Raw genomic sequence first — 18,094 nt, 5'->3', positions numbered from 1 at the left:
GGCCCTATGACCACTCGCCCCGTCAAGGATCCATCGGCCCCCAAATGGTTTGCACTTGGGGAGGACGAGGTTTTCAGGAATGTGGGCTCAGGCCTTGATGGCCTGAGCCCCACAGACGCAACAGAAAGGCTTAACCGCACCGGGCCGAACCGGCTACCCGAAGTTCAGCCCGACGGCCCGCTACGCCGATTCCTCAGACAATTCCGCAATGTCCTGATCTATGTACTGCTGGCCGCCGCAGTGGTAACAGCCGCGCTTGGGCATCTGGTCGATACCGGTGTGATCCTGGCCGTCGTGCTGGTCAACTCAGTGATCGGCTTCGTACAGGAAGGTCGTGCCGAGCAGGCTTTGTCGGCAATTCGCAACATGCTGGCTCCAGAAGCAGAAGTACTGCGTGACGGGCGCCGGGCGACGGTGCCAGCCGAGGAACTGGTACCGGGGGATATCGTACTTCTTGACGCCGGCGACAAGGTGCCCGCCGACCTTCGATTGGTTGCCGCCAAGGGCTTACGTATTCAGGAAGCGGTTCTGACAGGTGAATCCGTTCCGGTCGACAAGGTGACAGATCCTGTCGCCGCAGACGCACCCATTGGCGACCGACACTCGATGGCCTACAGCGGTACCCTGGTCGCCGCCGGCACCGGGCGTGGCGTTATTGTAGCGACAGGAGCCGAGACCGAAATCGGGCGAATCAGCGGGTTGCTGACCAGCGTCGAGACAACAACCACACCACTTCTCCTGCAGATGGAGGTCTTCGCCCGCCGCATTACCGGCGTCATCCTCGTACTGGCCGCGATGATCCTCGCCTTCGGGTACGGCGTGGCCGGCATGAGCTTTGGTGACGTCTTTGTCGCCGTGGTTGGCTTATCGGTTGCTGCGATCCCTGAGGGGCTGCCGGCAATTCTCACCGTAACACTCGCCATCGGCGTGCAGGCGATGGCACGGCGCAACGCGATCGTGCGCCGACTCCCCGCGATCGAGGCTTTAGGCTCTGTCTCGGTCATCTGTACAGACAAGACAGGCACGCTAACCCGCAACGAAATGACGGTGACCAGGGTCGCCACCGCAAGGCAAAGCTTTTCTGTAACCGGCACAGGGTATACACCCGATGGTTCCATTATGCTCGACTCCAAGGAGGTCGAATCAGGAACCCATCCGCTCCTGAGCGATCTTGCCCTTGGTGCCATGCTTTGCAACGATGCAGAACTGAAGCAAACGGAAGCTGGCTGGACCGTTCAAGGCGACCCAATGGAGGGCGCCCTGGTCGCCTTTGCCTGCAAAGCCGGCCTGGTGACAGGTGATACCCGCCCTGCCAATCCGCAAACTGACGCGATTCCCTTCGACGCCCAGCACCGGTTTATGGCGACACTGCATCATGATCACAACGGCCAGGCAACAATCCACGTGAAGGGAGCTCCCGAGCGTATCCTGGCCATGTGTACCCGCCAGCATGAGGACGAAGACGGGGCCACCCCCTTAGATGCCGAATACTGGCGGCGTGCTGCGTCGGAGATTGCAGCTGAAGGCCAGAGAGTTTTGGCCATCGCCACAAAGCACGCACCGGAAGGCGCTCAGACACTGTCCTTCAGTGAAGTGGAAAACGGGCTGACCATTCTGGGACTCGTCGGCCTGATAGATCCACCCCGTGAAGAAGCTATTACCGCCGTAGCCGAGTGCCAGGCAGCGAGCATCCGGGTCAAGATGATTACCGGCGATCATGGCGGCACCGCCCTGGCAATTTCTCGACAACTGGGGCTTGAGAATACCGAGGAAGTTCTGGAAGGTGCCCAGATTGACGGGCTGAGTGCCACAGAACTGCAAGAGAGCGCCGCGCGCATCGACGTGTTTGCGCGTACCAGCCCCGAGCACAAGCTGCGCCTGGTCGAAGCATTGCAGGCTGATGGACTCGTCGTGGCCATGACTGGCGACGGGGTTAACGACGCGCCGTCGCTAAAACGCGCTGATATCGGCATCGCTATGGGAAAAACCGGGACCGAAGCGGCCAAGGAAGCGGCCGAGATTGTGCTGGCCGACGACAATTTTGCCACCATTGCGGCCGCCGTTCGAGCCGGCCGAACTGTTTATGACAACCTGCGAAAAGCCGTCCTCTTTCTCCTGCCTGTCAATGGCGGTGAAGCGATGGCACTCATTGCAGCGCTTCTTCTGGGCCTGACGCTGCCCATCACGCCGGTGCAGATCCTGTGGGTTAATATGGTCAGCTCGGTTGTTCTGGCCATGGCCCTGGCCTTTGAAGGAGCGGAACCCGGCATCATGCAGCGCCCGCCTCGCCCTGCCTCAGAGGATATTCTGTCGCGCTTCGTCCTATGGCGCGTGGCATTCGTGTCGATTCTCCTGTGCTCAGGCATTTTCGGGATGTTCATCTGGGCCCAACAGCAAGGCGCAAGCATCGAAGAAGCACGCACGATCGCAGTCAACACACTGGTGGTGATGGAGATCTTCTATCTTTTCTCTGTGCGCTTCCTCAATACCACCTCGCTGTCGCTCAAGGCCGCACTCGGAACGCGGCCGGTGCTTATCGCCATAACCGCAGTCACCACGTTACAGTTCCTGTTTACCTACGCTCCGTTTATGGAAGCCTTCTTCGATACCCGGCCTTTGAGCGTTCCCCAGGGCTTGGCTATCGTCGCCGTAGGGCCTGCACTGCTTGTGATTCTTGAAATAGAAAAACGTGTTCTGCGCCACAGGATGCACCGTCCCCGCACCCCAGGGCAGCCTTCAAAGACTGAAAGTAAAAGAGAGACATTGTGACCGAAGCGCTTCAGGGCTACATGTTCTACGAGTTCGCTGCGCTGCTGGTACTGGCCGCTAGTGTAGGCTTCATCGGACTTCTTCTGCGCCAACCATTGATTGTGAGCTTCATTGCGGTGGGCATAGTTGCCGGCCCCTCTGTGCTGGATATCGCCCGCTCGGATGAACAAATAGACCTCTTGGCCGAGTTGGGAATTGCGGTTCTGTTGTTCCTCGTCGGGCTCAAGCTGGATTTCAATCTGGTACGCACGCTGGGCCCTGTGGCACTGATTACGGGGTTGGGGCAAGTAATATTCACAACGGTCTTCGGCTTCATCATCAGCCTATTACTTGGCCTCGATGCTCTATCGGCTATATACGTAGCCATCGCTCTGACGTTTTCGTCGACCATCATCATCGTCAAACTGTTGTCTGATAAACGTGAGATCGACTCGCTCCATGGCCGCATCGCGCTTGGCTTTCTGATTGTGCAGGATGTCGTTGTTGTGGTTGCGATGATCGTATTGTCTGCTATCGGCGTGGGAGCCGGTGAAGATGCTGTGCTGACCGATGTCCTGGTCGTTCTTGGTTACGGCCTGGCCATGCTTTTCGCGGTGGCGCTATTCATCCGTTATGCTGCCAATCCGCTGGTCGACCGCCTGTCGCAGGCTCCGGAATTGCTGGTGTCATTTACCATCGCCTGGGCCGCACTGTTAGCGGCGATTGGGCACTATCTCGGCTTCGGGAAAGAACTCGGCGGGCTACTAGCGGGTGTTTCGCTGGCCTCCACGGCCTACCGTGAGGCGATTGCCGCACGCCTCACGTCGCTGAGGGACTTTCTGTTGCTATTTTTCTTTATCGCGCTCGGAGCTTCCCTGGATCTGTCAGTTCTGGGAGCCAGCGTAGGGCCGGCCATTGTCCTGTCGCTTTTCGTGCTGATCGGGAATCCGCTGATTGTGCTGATCATCATGGTCACGATGGGCTACCGCAAACGTACAGGCTTTCTTGCGGGCCTCACGGTGGCACAGATCAGCGAGTTCTCTCTCATTTTCATGGCGATGGGCGTGACTATCGGCCATGTCAGTGACCAGGCGCTCGGCCTGGTAACACTCGTGGGCCTTATTACTATCGCCGCCTCAACCTACATGATCACCTATTCGCACCAGATATATGATCGAGTAGAGCCGCTTCTGAGAATTTTTGACCGACGCATGGCTGCGACGCCGCGCGAAGATGCTCCATCAAGCTCGCAGGGACACGATGTGATCCTGTTCGGGCTCGGGCGCTACGGCCTTGGTATTGCGGGCGTGCTGCGGGAGGCCGGACTGAGAGTGCTTGGCGTCGACTTCAGCCCCACGGCGGTTCGCCATGCCCGAATGGATGGATACGATGTGATTTTTGGCGATGCAACGGACCCGGAGTTTCTTGCACACCTGCCGCTTGGTGCGGCCAAATGGCTAGTGCTGGCAGTGCCCGAACATGAAACCGGGCTGACCCATGACGACCCGCGCCGTGCGCTGCTCAGGTCGGTGCAGGACCTTGGCTATCATGGCAAGGTCGCCGTTGCCGCACACAGTGAGAAGACGGCGGCAGCGCTTGCGCGCGCCAAGGCAGACATTGTGCTAATGCCCTACCGCGATGCGGCCATTGCTGCAGCGCGTATGATCCTGAATGGAGAAGCCGTAGCGGACACGCCTATGAAAGACCCGACCGGCCAAAAAGAATTCATTGAATGACAGACCAGCCGTTGCCTATAAACGCCTGAGTGAGGCCTCCAGGGCCTCCCCTATTCGTGCATTCAGTTTAAGGTCCGCCAGCTCTTCCGCCCGGGTCCGGCCCAGGTTAAGGGTGGCGACAGGTTTGCCGAATTCTTTGGCATACCGGCAGAAACGAAAACCCGAGTACACCATCAGCGATGATCCAATCACCAGTAAACCATCACTGGCGTTAAGCGCCTCTATGGCTGACTGTACTCGCTGCTTCGGGACATAATCCCCGAAAAACACCACATCCGGCTTCAGTATGCCGCTGCACCTGGGGCAATCTGCCAACTGAAATCCTGAAAAATCCACATCCAGATCCGCATCTCCGTCCGGTGCGGTGTCGGCTTTGTACTGTCCGAAATCCGGATTGAGACCGGCACAACGTGCGTGCACATCATCCCGGGGGCAGCGATAGCCACAGCTCATACACACTACTTCATCCGCTCGGCCATGCAGATCACACACACCGCGCGTACCTGCTTTTTGATGCAGGCGATCTACATTCTGGGTGACCACCAGGCTGGCATGATTACGCAGTTCGAGGTCGGCGATGTAGTAGTGAGAGGGGTTTGGGGTGGCATTGCGCATGACAGGCCAGCCAATCAAGCTGCGCCCCCAGTAACGCTGACGGGTTTCAAAGCTTTCCATGAAATCCCGATGCTGTACCGGTTGTTTGCGCTTCCAGGCGCCGTCGCCATCGCGATAATCCGGAATGCCGGAATCGGTGCTGACGCCCGCGCCGGTCAGAATCATGAGTTTGGGATAGCGGTGGATAAATTCTGCCAGCAACTCACCTGCCTGTTCCGGCCCGTGCAGAACCAGCGCCTCACTCAACTCCGGGAGGCGCTGGTTCGAACTGAAGGGACGAGTTCGGTGGGTTGTCTCTGGCATACAAACTCCGGCTGATTCAGCCCGGTTTGCGGGCCACATAAACGGTGTTGAAAGACTCTCTGTTCTGGAATGGGTTATAAAAGCTTACAACATGGCAGACTACTTCGGTGAACACATCCCGCAGTATATCCATGAATACGGCATCTTCGCTTTCATTGGACCACATGGCAAAAATACCCCGTGGTTTGAGTTGACGGGCCATGCGGCTGATATTTTCGGTGGTGTAGAAGCTGGCGTTGGAATCATTCAACAAGGCACGAGGCGAGTGGTCTATATCGAGGAGAATGGCATCGAACTCTTTGCCCGGGGTTTCGGGATCAAAACCGCCGTTTTCGGGATCGGTGACGGCCAGATCAAAGAAACTTCCGTGAATGTAGCGGCTGCGAGCATCTGCGTTGATGTCTTTACCAAGGGGCACATATTCTTGCTGATGCCAGCGGATAACCGGCTCCAGATACTCGACAATCAGCAACTCTCCGACCCGTTCGTGCTTGAGCGCGGCCACGGCGGTATAGCCAAGCCCAAGGCCACCAACGACAACGCTAAGGTTGTCGCCTTCGGTTTCACTCAATCCTAGATCGGAGAGCGCGACTTCGGCGTCCACAAACATGCTGGACATGAGAAATTCTTCGCCGAGCTTTACTTCGAAAATGTCTCTGTCGCCCAGTGCCGGTATGCGTCGGCGGCGGAGTGTGATTTCGCCGATTTCGGAGGGTTGGCTATCAATCTGCTCGAAAAGACGTCCCACTTTGGTTTACTCCCCTGTGTTCTCTACTGCCTTCAAGCACCCGGCCAAGATATCTCGCATTTTGTCGGCGCCAAGTTTGTTCATCAGTTCAATATTGCGCTGAGGTACGCCGTCTACGTCTGGGTGGCTATCAATCGCGGCTTCCAGACTGGCTTCCCGTAACAGATGGAGCATAGGGAACGGGGAACGGTTGGTGTAGTTCTCCGCTGCATCCGCTTCAGCGTTCGCAAACTGGTAATCCGGGTGGAAGCTGGCGATCTGGTATACACCTTCCAGATCCAGATAGGTTAACAATCCGTCCGCAGCACCCAGAAACTGATTGTAGTCCGCAAAACTCTGCAATACGTGAGGATGAATCAGGAGCGTGGTTTCGGTTTCCGGTTCATCGTCCAGGCGCAAGAGTTCAGTTTGCAAGGCTTGAAGCAATGAATCTTCGTTATCAGCCTCGGAAACAACAAACCGAACCCGGTCCCTGACCAGTTCCCGTTTGGCAAACGGGCACAGGTTGTATCCGACGACAACGTCTTCGACCCATTCTCTGGTTGCTTCAATTACTGATTGTTCTTCCAAAGCAGTTTCCTTCACTGAGTCACGGCCACCCCAAAGTTCGGGAGGGGGCGCGGGTGGGGCGCTCCAAAAATGTGCGGAGCCATGGATGGCGGAGCCAAGCGTACACGGACGTATTCACAGCGGTTTTTGGAGCGCCCCACCCGCGCCCCCGCTTCTCACAAGTAGCCTTGGCTGCGCAAATAGTCGTCGTAAGTCCCACTGAAGTCAGTAATACCATCAGACTTAAGCTCAATAACCCGGGTCGCCAGTGACGAAACAAACTCACGGTCGTGGCTGACAAAAATCAGCGTGCCGGGATAGTTCTCAAGTGCCAGGTTCAGCGCCTCAATGGACTCCATATCCAAGTGGTTGGTGGGCTCATCCATCAGCATCACGTTTGGCTTCTGCAGAATCAGCTTGCCAAACAGCATGCGTCCCTGCTCACCACCGGAGATTACCCGCACCGATTTCCCAATGTCGTCACCAGAGAACAGCATACGGCCGAGCGTGCCTCTTATCAGTTGCTCGCCTCCTGTTGTCCACTGCGCCATCCACTCAGTCAGCGTATCGTCATCTGCAAAATCCGCCGTGTGGTCCTGGGCGTAGTAGCCCACTTCGGCGCTGTCGGTCCACTTCACCTCACCGCTGTCAGGCTCATAAGCACCGGCCAGGCACTGCAGCAACGTGGTTTTACCAATACCATTGGGGCCGATGATGGCTACGCGCTCGCCGGCTTCAACCTGCAGGTTCAGCTTGTTGAACAGCGGCTTTCCATCGAAACCCTTGGTCAAGTCCCGGATCGTTACGGCCTGACGATGCAGCTTTTTGCCTTGCTCAAATCGGATGAACGGGCTGATACGGCTGGACGGCTTTACTTCATCCAGCTGGATTTTGTCGATCTGTCGCGCACGAGAGGTGGCCTGCTTCGCTTTGGAGGCGTTTGCAGAGAAGCGGCTGACGAACTGCTGCAGCTCCGCAATCTGGACTTTTTTCTTTGCGTTGTCTGAAAGCAGGCGCTCGCGGGCCTGGGTGGCAGCCGTCATATACTCATCGTAGTTGCCCGGGAACAGCTTCAGCTCACGGTAGTCCAGATCCGCCATGTGGGTGCACACGCTGTTCAGGAAGTGCCGGTCGTGAGAAATGATGATCATGGTACTGCTGCGGGCTACCAGAATGTTTTCCAGCCAGCGAATGGTGTTGATGTCCAAGTGGTTGGTGGGCTCATCCAGCAACAGCACGTCCGGATCGGAGAACAGAGCCTGGGCCAGCAGTACCCGGAGTTTCCAGCCCGGAGCCAGGCTGCTCATGGGCCCCTCGTGTTGTTCCAGGGGAATATCCAGACCAAGAAGCAATTCACCGGCACGGGATTCGGCGGTGTAGCCGTCCATCTCCGCAAACTGTACTTCCAGGTCGGCGACTGCCATACCATCTTCTTCACTCATTTCCGCCAGCGAATAAATGCGATCACGCTCTTTTTTAACGTTCCACAGCTCTTCATGGCCCATGATCACGGTGTCCATGACCGAGCAGGTCTCGTAGGCGAACTGATCCTGGCGCAACTTACCCAGGCGAACGTTCGGCTCCAGCATAACCTGGCCAGCAGACGGCTCAAGGTCGCCACCAAGGATCTTCATCAGAGTGGATTTGCCGCTGCCGTTAGCCCCGATAAGGCCGTAGCGATTGCCGTTACCAAACTTGGCGGAAACATTTTCAAACAGGGGTTTAGCCCCGAATTGCATGGTGATATTGGCAGTAGAGATCAAGAAACAAACCTGTATATGTGAGGGCCAGCGCCGCGCTGGCTAAATAAAGCCGGCATTGTACAGGTTTGCAGGGATAACCGTGAGGCCGCAGAAACACCGATAAAAAGGCTTGCCTCAGGCGAAGGGTACGGGCAGCATTCTTTCTCTGAAGTACCCATTCATTTTATGTAAGGACAGTTACCATGGCACAGGCAACCGCACGCCACATTCTGGTAGACAGCGAAGCAAAGTGTGAAGAGCTGAAGAAAGAAATTGAAGGTGGCAAGGATTTCGCGGAAGTAGCGAAGCAGCACTCTTCCTGCCCGTCCGGCCGTAACGGCGGTGATCTGGGCTCATTCGGACCCGGCCAGATGGTGCCAGAGTTCGATCAAGTGGTCTTCAGCGGCGAAGTTAACAAGGTTCTCGGGCCGGTAAAAACCCAGTTCGGCTATCACCTTCTGGAAGTAACCAGCCGCAGCTAAGGGGTCTTCGACCACAGGCGGGGGGCTCTCCTGCTGCGGATTGTTGATTGGCTCCTGATCGCATCAGGAGCCAATTCATCCAGCGCAGTATGCTCGTGCTGCACCCGCCCTATTTTTGCGGAGAGAGGAAACGCGCCATCTGGTTGCCGATGGATTCAATCGGATCGGTAATGGCTTGTTGAATGCTCCGGGTAACGGTTTTTGTAAACGCAGTCCCAGGGCCGCTCTCCAGAAAGTCGATATACAACCCCATTTCCTGCGAACTGATTTTTTCATAGGTGTGCAGGTAGCTGTCATACACCTGCTGCTCAACAATGCCGCGGATTTTTCCGCGCTGGTTTTCTATGCTCTGCTTGAGCTCATCGTAATTCGCTGAATCACTGCTGAATGCAGCCATGGCGGTTGCCAACCCGAGCTGCACTGCAATGGTGGTATCCACAGCGCTTTCCGTGGCGCGGGATGCACGATCAAACCGCTCAAAAGCCCGGGCGCGGTCTGTACCTTTATACTTCTCGTTCAACTCCGCCGCCCTGGCCTGAATCTGCTTCCAGGCGCTCGGATCGGAGGCCGCAATTTCCGCCGCCGAAATTTTCCGGGCAACCGGGGTGTCATACCAGTCCTGTACCGCTTCCAGCTGCTTTCCGGAAAGCTCACTCTCCAGATTTTTAACAATCTGCTGCTCTATATCCGCCGCACGAAAGCTGTTGGTAACGACGTATCCAATAGTATCAGCAACCATGGGGGGCAGCTGCGGGCTGCGCTTCAGACCCTCGCGGATGCCCTCGCTCATCATGGCGGGGTATCGATCAACAATGTCGTCAATAGGCGACGCAGTCAAAACCTGCTGAGCAGTGGGTGCAGCCATAACGGGGCCAGCCAGAAACAGGCCGGCGATTAAAAGAGGTTTAACTAGGGTGCCAAGCTTCATTTAATTATCATCCTGTTTGGTGGGTGATGCGTTTATGACACGCGCACCCTCCCCTGAGCAAGCAATCCATGGGTTCCGGAGATGACAGTTTGGTAGGAAAATTCTGGAAGCCGGCACGACCGCGCAGGCGACGCCGCCAAACGCGCCGTGATCAATGGCGATCCCGCGTTAAATGGTACGGGCTTCCGGTTCTGGGTTTGATTATCGGAACCTGGGCGACGCTGCGCTTCAGCTTACTGGCTCCGGATCCACCCGTTAACCCCGAGAATCTGTGCGAAATTTTCCGAGAGCACACCGTCTGGTATGACTACGCGAGCAACTCCCAGAAACGCTGGGGAACGCCCATTGCCACGCAGATGGCTTTCGTTTACTACGAGTCTTCGTTTCGCAGCCACGCCCAGCCACCCAGAACTCGGCTATGGGGCTTTATACCCTGGCGCCGGCCAACAACCGCCTATGGCTACGCCCAGGCTCTGGACCCTGCCTGGGGGGAATATCTTGCGGCTAATGGTGACGGTTTGTTTACGGTTCGTACCGATATGGAATACGCGCTGGATTTTGTGGGCTGGTATAACCATCTCACTCATCGAGAGCTCGATATCGCCTTCCACAAGCCTCGCGAGCTCTACCTGGCATACCACGAGGGTCGCGGCGGCTACGCTCGAAAATCCTTTACCCGTAAGCCGGCAGTAACGGCTCTAGCGACAAGAGTTCAGAACCGGGCCTTCCGGTACGACAATCAGCTCATGTCCTGCGAGCAGGAATTCCAGTGCTGGCGCTGGTATCAGTTCTGGCCATTCTGCGGCTGAGCCAGGTTCATCTCAGGCTGCCGGGCTGAACTCGATGGCCGCCGCCTGGGACCGCAGGCGGTCCACCAGGAACTCCATCACAATACGAACTCTCGCCATTTGGTGCGTGTCCTGACTGACATGCACCCACAGGTCGACACTTTCACCCTCAAGGGGGTCTGACAGGCGGCGCAGTTCTTTGGTGCCCTCACCCAGGTAACAAGGCAGTACTGCCAGACCGGTTCCGGAGCGAGCCAGCGCGTGCATCGCGTGCAGGCTGTTGCAACGGATGACTGACGTAGCGTTTTTCAGGTGCTTGCGATACCAGCGACCCGTCGCCAGATGGCTGAAGGTGTCGTCCGGGATAATCCAGATACAGTCCTCGGGGTGGTTTTCAATATCCATATTGCGGTGGCGCCGGCAGTAGCTGGCAGAGCCATAAACAGCCGATTCAATCGCGGCGATCCTCTCACCTTCCAACGTTGCCTGAGGTTTGTTTTCAGGGCGCAACGTAAGGTCCGCCTCCCGGTGCGTGAGGTTGGTCACGTCGTTATCCGTGAGCACTTCCAGTTCAATATCCGGAAACTCGCGTACCAGATCCGCCAGCACCGATCCGAGCAGTTCGCTCATCATCGTGTCCTCTGCAGCCAGGCGTACCTTACCCACGGGCGCCGCATCCTGCCCTACCAGCTTGCGCTCGAGGTTCTCCATCTCAACAGCGAGCTTCTCCGCGTTCCGAAAAGCAGTCTCACCCACCGGCGTCAGCTGCAATCCGTCCCGATTGCGCTCAAAAAACTGCACGCCCAGAGATTCTTCCATCTGGTCCAGCCGGCGCAAAACCGTGGTTTGGTGAACGCCCAGTATTTCTCCGGCTTTTGCGAGGGTTCCACCTATTGCCAGAGCGTGTATATATCGAAGATAATCCCAGTCCATAGTTACTGCATATTTGCAACGTGAGTAAGGAGTTTAACGTATTTACGCTGCAAAAAAATACCCCTATAATTTGTGTATATTCGGGCCAACCCTTTTATTCATTTTTAAATAGCAACTCACCAGACAAGGAGGAAGTCGCTATGACACAAAGACATATGGCAACCGTTCAACCGCTACCATCCAGTATCCTCCACAACAGTACTGCGGTGAGAAGCCAGCACACCCGTGCGGCTGCAAAGATGGCAATGCAATTCATGAGCAGCAAACTGCGCTCCTTTAATCGCAAAGCTGCCGCAGTAACTGATATCACCCAAATGCAGGGTGGCCACTGATTCCAGCCGGGCATACGTAAAGAGCTGCGCCAATAGCGCAGCTCTGAAACCAAAAGCCAGACTGAAAGCGCCGACGATTCTCAAGAGGATCCGTCGGCGTTTTGCATTAGACGTTCAGAACTCCCAGATCACCTTCTTTTTCTGCTCGAACCAGTCGTCCATTTTACGGTTGTAGACGTCTTCGATCACATTGCGCTTGATCTTCATGGTGGGCGTAAGCATTCCGTTCTCCATGGTCCAGGGCTCCTTCACTGCAACCACGAACGCAATTTTTTCGTGGGCCTCACAGGTTTCGTTCACTGCTTTCAGTTCGTTCGCCAGCTCCTGTTCCAGCTCATCCCGGCTCTTGCCGGTCGCAAGCGCAGCTCGTGTCTCTTCCGAGAGCAATAACATCAGGCACGGTTGAGGCTGGTTGGCACCAGCAACACAGACAACTTCTACCGCAGGGTGGTTAAACCGATTCTCAATAGGCACAGGCACCACATATTTGCCTTTGGAAGTTTTGAACAGGTCTTTCACCCGTCCTGTAATCCGCAGATAGCCGTCGGCATTGATTTCGCCCATATCGCCGGTCTTGAGAAAGCCGTCAGCGGTAACGTCTTCCCGGGTTTTCTCTTCGTTTTGATAGTAGCCCAGCATCATGCCAGGGCTTCTTACCTGGAGCTCGCCGCCGTCACCAATGCGATGCTCAACGCCAGGATTCGTAACGCCCACAAATCCGATTCTGGCCTGTCCTGGCCGACTGGCATGAGAGTAGCCAAAGTTTTCCGTCATGCCGTAAACCTCAAGCAACTCCAACCCAAGGCTGCGATACCAGCTGATGATTTCCTCAGACAAAGGCGCCGCTCCGGTAAGTGCGGCACGGCAATGATCCAGACCCAGTTGCCTGAGCACCTTCTTCTTCACCATGGAACTGACAAACGGAATACTGAACAGTAATTTCTGTTTTTTGGGCGGTAGTTTGGCGTTAACACCGAGGTAAAACTTCATCCACAGTCGGGGAACAGAGAAAAACAGCGTGGGTCGGGCACGCTGCAAATCCTGCTGAAACGTGTCCAGCGTATTGGCAAAGTAAATATGAAAACCGAAATACAACGTCTGGGTTTCTACCGCCGCCCGTTCTGCCACGTGAGCCAATGGCAGGTACGAAAGCATCCGGTCGTCTGATGAGGCGGTGAACATCTGCTGCAAACCGTCCGCGACCGACATCATGGCCCGAAAACTGTGCATAACCCCTTTGGGGCGACCGGTGCTACCAGAGGTATAAGCAATCGTCGCGAGCGTGTCCGGATCGGGTAACTCAGGAGAAACTGGCTGATGTTCAGCAATAATGTCCAGCCACTTGGGCGTATCATTTCGCGGCGACATCGGTAGAGAGACAATTGGAAGGTCCGAAGGGATATGTCCTTTTATATCGTTCCAGCCATCCGCCGTTCCATCGAGCTTGCCCAGAAACAGCAGCTTTACTCCGCTGTGCTCAAGTATATAGGCAGCGGTTTCACCGTTGAGTGTGGGATACAACGGCACAGATACATGCCCTGCGGCCCAGATGGCCAGGTCCGACAGGATCCAGTGCGCGCTGTTCTTGCCCAGCACTGCAATATTGCTGCGCTCCGGCAATGCCAGGCTGTTGATGTGGGCAGCCATGCGCGAAACCTGATCAGCTGCCTGCTTCCAGGTAATGTCTTCCACTGTGCCATCAGGATACGGCTGGGTAAGGTATAAATTGTCCGGGCTTAGCTCTGCCCAGTAATACAGACAGTGCAAGGAAGTCTGCCTACGGGAATCCACTGCCATGAAAAGCTCCTTATTATTGTTAAGGCTTGCGAAACTGAAACCGCGATACAGGAATCAAAATCCGAATTGGTTTTATAGTAGCGTGATTCATAAAGACCTCAATGACATTAAATGCCCTACCTGATGGCAAAACCCATCGCATGACAAACAGTCGAGGTGAAAACCATTTATTTTTTGTGACATTAATCAAGATTGGTCTAGAGTAGTAAATGCAGCGTACCGCATTCCATAACTCATAGGAGATCACCATGAGACAGTCGAGTCGCTCTTTCCTGATTTTCCCAGCCTGGGGACTTATCCTGCTCGGCTCCGTGGCTTTCTTGTATAGTGCTTTCTCGGGCATGCTGGGCTCCTGATATTGCACGTATAAAATTAGCTAAGGAAAGGCGCCTAACGCCGAAAGCGGGTTTCCAGCACCACGGCCGAGTTAGTGCGCTCAACGCCTTCCAGATTTCCAATCTCATCTAATACGGTGCTCAGTTCCTCCAGGGATTGAGCCTGCACAATGGCTATAAGGTCGTACTCACCACTTACCGAAAATAATTGCGACACCTGACTGATGCCCTTAAGTGCCGAGTTTGTTCTAGCCGTCAGTTTCTGAGCAACTTTTATCGAGACATGAGCCTCCACCTGGCTGGATGAAAACGCCCCTCCCAACTGTACGGCATACCCTGCAATGACTCCGCTCGCTTCCAGCTTGGCTATGCGGTTCTGTACGGTTGAGCGAGACAAATGCAAAGCCCTCGCCAAATCCGAAATGCTGGCACGCGCGTTCTGTCGCAACAGCATAAGCAGCTTCTGGTCTCTATTTCCGATCATTTTGGTCACTCTCTTGGTTATTATGAGAGAAGCTTAGCCCATTTTGCTCAAATTGAATCTGCAATATGACAGAGCATCCCTTCATACTGTCCCGAAATAAAGTCAGGTTGCAGCCCATGATCATTCGACCGATTGCCGACAGGGATCTGGACGCTCTTTTCCTCATAGCGATGGAGTCCGGCCCCGGGTTTACTTCCCTGATGCCAGACAGAGATGCTCTGGCACGAAAAATCTCCCACTCCATGGCCAGTTTTGAGCGCCGGGTTACCAACCCAAGTGACGAGCACTACCTTTTCGTACTGGAAGATGAAGCGACCGGAGCCATTATGGGTACCACGGGCATTGAGGCGAATGCCGGCCATACCCGTCCGCTTTATCACTTTCGACGCAACACGGTTACCCGTCACGCCCGCGATCTCGACCTTCGCAGAAGTGTGGAAACCCTCACCCGTTGTAACCATTACGCCGGCTACTCCGAGATCTGCTCGCTTTATTTGCGCCCGGAATTCCGCCGGGCCAACGCCGGAAAACTGCTCTCCCGAGTGCGTTTCCTGTTTATGGCACTTCACCCGGAACGCTTTTCAGACCATGTCATTGCCGAAATGCGCGGTGTTTCCGATGCTGCAGGACAGTCGCCTTTCTGGGACTGGCTAAAAGCTCATTTCGTTGACATGGAGTTTTGCCAGGCAACCCATCTGGTTGGCACCGGCTATACTGATTTCATTGATGAGCTGATGCCCTCTCATCCTCTATACACTTGCATGATGAGCCCTGAGGCCAGGGCGGTCATCAGCCAGGTACATGAACACACCCGGCCGGCCCTGCAAATACTGGAAGCAGAGGGGTTTCAGCATAAAGGTTTCATAGATCTGCTTGATGCGGGTCCAACGGTTGAGTGTGCCCTGGCCGATATTCATAGCGTAAGAGCCTCCTCTGCGTGCCGGGTCGTAATAGAGGGAACAGATAAATGTAGGGGCGTTCACAGCAGCCACGAACACGCACGCTATCAGCAAAATGAGCCAAGTCTGATTACCAACACAGGCCTGGTGGACTTTCGGGCAACCATCACATCCGAAGTCTTTGACCGGCCTGAGACTGGCAGCGCAGGTGGCTCGCAGCCAGGTACGCTGATTGTTCCCTCAGCACTCGCTGCAAAGTTGAACCTGGCAGAAGGTCATCTCGCACGCATTCTGCCTTTAAACCGGGCCGCACCCGCACGAACCCACAAGACAGCTACGGAGTTAAGTTATGCATACTGATCGCAACGCCCTCTTCGAGAAGCTCTGGCAGAATTATCGCAGCGTTACCCCGTCGGCGGCGAAAATCCACCGCATTCTGGGAGCCGAGGAAGGCCACGCCATCATTAACGATCACATTGCCCTGCGAACCTTCAACCTGTCACCCGTAGGCCTGGATGCGCTTGCGGAGCATTTTCTTGCTCTCGGATATCGCGAGGGGGGGGAATATCATTTCAAAGGCAAGAAACTCTATGCCCGGCACTATGAGCATGCGGACCCGGAAGCGCCCAGAGTGTTCATTTCAGAGCTGCTCACAGAACAGTGCTCACCGGAACTTCAGGCGACCGTAAAAACACTGGTAGCCGGGATGATGAAAGAGCAGGTTGCAGCGGACGACTTTCTGTATTCAGGCAGACACTGGGATCTGGATTACGACACCTATCGCAAGCTACTCGAAGAGAGCGAGTATGCAGCCTGGCTGGCAGCCTGGGGCTACCGGGCTAACCATTTCACAGTCAGCGTTAATCGCTTGCAGAACTATGAAACAGTTGCCGATATCAATCAGCTTCTGAAAGACAACGGCTTTACCGTGAATGCGTCCGGTGGAGAAGTGAAAGGCTCTCCCGAAGACCTTCTTGAGCAGTCATCCACCATGGCAGACCGGGTTCCCGTGCAATTTCGTGACCGTGAAACCACTATTCCCAGCTGCTTCTATGAGTTCGCTCTGCGCTACAGAAACCCCGACGGGCATCTCTACAATGGTTTTGTAGCAGCCTCCGCAGACAAGATTTTCGAGAGTACTAACGCGGGCATGTAGGGCCCGTGCAAACTGGCTGACAGACGGCTTACCTGCAGTTACAAAAACCTCACCTTTTTACAACGGCGCGGACAGTGAACCTTGTCTACTTTTTAGGCATCTGGGCATTTCATAGGCGGCCGATCAAGCACCGTCGTGAACTGCGTAATAACAAAAACATGGCGGTGAAGCCAGAGAGAGCCCTGCCTCCGCCAAGGAGAAAATATGTCTGCATCCGCCAATCACCTCGACGAGCGCACCCGGGATTCCGGCGAACTGCTTGAGGACATCATGCCTTCGGCCATCACACTTGCCATGATGTTACGCCACAAAAAAATGGCTGCCTGGCTACGCTCTGAATTCGATGGTTATCAGGATCGTGACGCCGCCCCTTCTTTTCGCCTGGACTTACCGGGACACATAGTCGCGAAATCCCCGCAATATGGATGGATTCCAGCGCCCGTAACGGATCAACATAAACTTGAGTTTGGCCACATTGATCTCATAGAGGGCACAAAGGTGCTGGAGAAAATCTGCGTCAACAGCAAAAAAGGTGACGGCAACCGGTTGCTGCTGGATACCGACGATATGGCGGTTCTGCAGAAACAGATCAACCTGAGTGCAGAGCTGGCCATCAACCTCAGCCGCGATGTTTACTCACGCCTGTTAAAGACCGTAAGAGGTGCCGTTTATCTTTGGGTACAGGCGCTAATGGAAAAAGGGCTGGAAGGAGAGCACAATCACTACAGCCCCGAAGAGCGCGCGCTGGTTGCAGAGCTGGACACCCCGGAGCACTTCTGGCGCAAAGCCATGGATGAGATAGACAGCCTGCCTATGCCAGATGTTCGTTCCGCGGGCTTTTTCGAGCGGATGTTCGGCCGGGCAAGCTAAGCGACGCTGCGCTAAACTAACTCCTTGTTCCCGAACAGCACGACGCCCAACGAAACCCGGATGACAAGGAGCACACCCATGCGTTATCTCGTTCTCGCCCTCTCGCTCGTCGCCTGCTCCGCCACCGCCAGCCCCGCTGAGCGCGAAGGCTGGGCGGTGATCGAAACGAACCGTACCTATCAGAATCTGATCGACAGGGTGAAAACGGCGGCGAAGGCCAACAAGATGGGCATCGTCACTGAAGCTGGCCCGACCGAGGCCGCGGCCAATCGCGGTGTCACCATCCCCGGCAACCGGGTGATCGGTGTCTACAACAACGACTTCGCGGTCCGGATGCTGGAAGCCTCCGAAGCCGCAATGATCGAAGCCCCGATCAGGTTCTACGTCACCGAGCAGGAGGATGGAACCGCGACACTGAGCTACAAGACGCCGAGCCTCGTCTTCTCCCCCTACGCCGAAGACAGCCCCGAAGTGATGATAATCGCAAAGGAGCTTGACACAGTCTTCGGGAAGATCGCCGAAGACGCGGTGAAATAGGCGGCGATCGCCGAGAGGTGACAGCGACATTTTTTGTTCAGCCAATTCACCTCCTTTAATACCCGAACGGGTACCCAGGCATCCCGAATCTGATCTAAACTGACGCCTTGTT

Annotated in this window: 17 protein-coding genes; 9 read left to right on the top strand and 8 right to left on the bottom strand. The window is 55.5% G+C overall.

All coding sequences use genetic code 11. The features are described from left to right. Positions 1-6: 6 nt before the first annotated feature. Positions 7-2,769, top strand: coding sequence for a cation-transporting P-type ATPase (locus tag FFI90_RS00580; RefSeq protein WP_144775524.1), 2,763 nt, complete (start codon positions 7-9; stop codon positions 2,767-2,769). Beyond that, positions 2,766-4,484, top strand: a complete 1,719-nt coding sequence (locus FFI90_RS00575) for a cation:proton antiporter (protein WP_144775522.1) — start codon at positions 2,766-2,768, stop codon at positions 4,482-4,484. The genes FFI90_RS00580 and FFI90_RS00575 overlap by 4 nt, the downstream gene beginning before the upstream one ends. Positions 4,485-4,499: 15 nt before the next feature. On the opposite strand, the gene FFI90_RS00570 is transcribed toward FFI90_RS00575, so the two are convergent. The 4 genes from FFI90_RS00570 to FFI90_RS00555 form a co-directional block, all read right to left on the bottom strand. Continuing rightward, on the bottom strand, positions 4,500-5,402 hold the full coding sequence (locus FFI90_RS00570; protein WP_144775520.1) for an NAD-dependent protein deacetylase: 903 nt from the start codon (positions 5,400-5,402) through the stop codon (positions 4,500-4,502). Positions 5,403-5,418: 16 nt separating this feature from the next. Continuing rightward, positions 5,419-6,150, bottom strand: a complete 732-nt coding sequence (locus FFI90_RS00565; protein WP_144775518.1) for a polyamine aminopropyltransferase — start codon at positions 6,148-6,150, stop codon at positions 5,419-5,421. Positions 6,151-6,156: 6 nt separating this feature from the next. Continuing rightward, on the bottom strand, positions 6,157-6,720 hold the full coding sequence (locus FFI90_RS00560) for a DUF1415 domain-containing protein (RefSeq protein WP_144775516.1): 564 nt from the start codon (positions 6,718-6,720) through the stop codon (positions 6,157-6,159). 155 nt (positions 6,721-6,875) lie between these two features. Then, complete coding sequence (locus FFI90_RS00555; RefSeq protein ID WP_144775514.1) at positions 6,876-8,462, bottom strand: ABC-F family ATPase; 1,587 nt, start codon at positions 8,460-8,462, stop codon at positions 6,876-6,878. Between the two features lie 182 nt (positions 8,463-8,644). Between FFI90_RS00555 and FFI90_RS00550 the strand changes: the two genes are divergently transcribed. Further along, on the top strand, positions 8,645-8,923 hold the full coding sequence (locus FFI90_RS00550; RefSeq protein WP_144775512.1) for a peptidylprolyl isomerase: 279 nt from the start codon (positions 8,645-8,647) through the stop codon (positions 8,921-8,923). Positions 8,924-9,032: 109 nt separating this feature from the next. Here FFI90_RS00550 and FFI90_RS00545 read toward each other — a convergent pair whose 3' ends face one another. After that, positions 9,033-9,851, bottom strand: coding sequence for a DUF2059 domain-containing protein (locus FFI90_RS00545; protein ID WP_144775510.1), 819 nt, complete (start codon positions 9,849-9,851; stop codon positions 9,033-9,035). A gap of 89 nt (positions 9,852-9,940) precedes the next feature. Between FFI90_RS00545 and FFI90_RS00540 the strand changes: the two genes are divergently transcribed. Continuing rightward, a complete protein-coding gene (locus FFI90_RS00540; protein ID WP_425463069.1) occupies positions 9,941-10,660 on the top strand; it encodes a transglycosylase SLT domain-containing protein in 720 nt (239 codons plus the stop codon). A gap of 12 nt (positions 10,661-10,672) precedes the next feature. Here the strand turns inward: FFI90_RS00540 and FFI90_RS00535 are convergent, their stop codons facing one another. Continuing rightward, a complete protein-coding gene (locus FFI90_RS00535) occupies positions 10,673-11,572 on the bottom strand; it encodes a LysR family transcriptional regulator (RefSeq protein ID WP_144775508.1) in 900 nt (299 codons plus the stop codon). Between the two features lie 140 nt (positions 11,573-11,712). Between FFI90_RS00535 and FFI90_RS00530 the strand changes: the two genes are divergently transcribed. Further along, entirely contained in the window at positions 11,713-11,904 is a 192-nt protein-coding gene (locus tag FFI90_RS00530; protein WP_144775506.1) for a hypothetical protein, read from the top strand. Between the two features lie 114 nt (positions 11,905-12,018). Here the strand turns inward: FFI90_RS00530 and FFI90_RS00525 are convergent, their stop codons facing one another. Both FFI90_RS00525 and FFI90_RS00520 read right to left on the bottom strand, forming a co-directional pair. Further along, positions 12,019-13,701, bottom strand: coding sequence for an AMP-binding protein (locus tag FFI90_RS00525; RefSeq protein ID WP_144775502.1), 1,683 nt, complete (start codon positions 13,699-13,701; stop codon positions 12,019-12,021). A 390-nt stretch (positions 13,702-14,091) separates the two neighbouring features. Next, on the bottom strand, positions 14,092-14,520 hold the full coding sequence (locus tag FFI90_RS00520) for an Lrp/AsnC family transcriptional regulator (protein WP_144775500.1): 429 nt from the start codon (positions 14,518-14,520) through the stop codon (positions 14,092-14,094). A 116-nt stretch (positions 14,521-14,636) separates the two neighbouring features. On the opposite strand from FFI90_RS00520, the gene FFI90_RS00515 reads away from it, so the two are divergent. The 4 genes from FFI90_RS00515 (at position 14,637) to FFI90_RS00500 (ending at position 17,982) form a co-directional block, all read left to right on the top strand. After that, positions 14,637-15,779: an arginine N-succinyltransferase gene (locus FFI90_RS00515; protein WP_144775498.1), complete on the top strand. Its 1,143-nt coding sequence runs from the start codon at positions 14,637-14,639 to the stop codon at positions 15,777-15,779. After that, the gene (locus FFI90_RS00510) at positions 15,769-16,575 is read left to right on the top strand and encodes a DUF1338 domain-containing protein (protein WP_144775496.1); all 807 of its coding nucleotides are present in this window, start codon (positions 15,769-15,771) and stop codon (positions 16,573-16,575) included. The genes FFI90_RS00515 and FFI90_RS00510 overlap by 11 nt, the downstream gene beginning before the upstream one ends. Positions 16,576-16,779: 204 nt before the next feature. Further along, positions 16,780-17,445 carry an AbiTii domain-containing protein gene (locus FFI90_RS00505; RefSeq protein WP_144775494.1) on the top strand — a complete coding sequence of 222 codons (666 nt, stop codon included), beginning with the start codon at positions 16,780-16,782 and terminating at the stop codon, positions 17,443-17,445. A gap of 78 nt (positions 17,446-17,523) precedes the next feature. Further along, positions 17,524-17,982 (top strand): DUF302 domain-containing protein, encoded by a 459-nt coding sequence (locus FFI90_RS00500; RefSeq protein ID WP_144775492.1) that lies wholly within the window; start codon positions 17,524-17,526, stop codon positions 17,980-17,982. The last annotated feature ends 112 nt before the right edge of the window (positions 17,983-18,094 follow it).

Source organism: Marinobacter maritimus, assembly GCF_007671675.1.
Classification (GTDB): Bacteria; Pseudomonadota; Gammaproteobacteria; order Pseudomonadales; family Oleiphilaceae; genus Marinobacter; species Marinobacter maritimus.
Note: the sequence above shows the minus strand (reverse complement) of the source record. Positions and strands in the feature narration are given on the sequence as shown.

Coding starts and splice junctions, on each gene's coding strand:
- FFI90_RS00580 (WP_144775524.1), top strand. CDS start 7: ATGACCACTCGCCCCGTCAAGGATCCATCGGCCCCCAAATGGTTTGCA.
- FFI90_RS00570 (WP_144775520.1), bottom strand. CDS start 5,402: ATGCCAGAGACAACCCACCGAACTCGTCCCTTCAGTTCGAACCAGCGC.
- FFI90_RS00550 (WP_144775512.1), top strand. CDS start 8,645: ATGGCACAGGCAACCGCACGCCACATTCTGGTAGACAGCGAAGCAAAG.
- FFI90_RS00545 (WP_144775510.1), bottom strand. CDS start 9,851: ATGAAGCTTGGCACCCTAGTTAAACCTCTTTTAATCGCCGGCCTGTTT.
- FFI90_RS00535 (WP_144775508.1), bottom strand. CDS start 11,572: ATGGACTGGGATTATCTTCGATATATACACGCTCTGGCAATAGGTGGA.
- FFI90_RS00530 (WP_144775506.1), top strand. CDS start 11,713: ATGACACAAAGACATATGGCAACCGTTCAACCGCTACCATCCAGTATC.
- FFI90_RS00525 (WP_144775502.1), bottom strand. CDS start 13,701: ATGGCAGTGGATTCCCGTAGGCAGACTTCCTTGCACTGTCTGTATTAC.
- FFI90_RS00520 (WP_144775500.1), bottom strand. CDS start 14,520: ATGATCGGAAATAGAGACCAGAAGCTGCTTATGCTGTTGCGACAGAAC.
- FFI90_RS00515 (WP_144775498.1), top strand. CDS start 14,637: ATGATCATTCGACCGATTGCCGACAGGGATCTGGACGCTCTTTTCCTC.
- FFI90_RS00510 (WP_144775496.1), top strand. CDS start 15,769: ATGCATACTGATCGCAACGCCCTCTTCGAGAAGCTCTGGCAGAATTAT.
- FFI90_RS00505 (WP_144775494.1), top strand. CDS start 16,780: ATGTCTGCATCCGCCAATCACCTCGACGAGCGCACCCGGGATTCCGGC.
- FFI90_RS00500 (WP_144775492.1), top strand. CDS start 17,524: ATGCGTTATCTCGTTCTCGCCCTCTCGCTCGTCGCCTGCTCCGCCACC.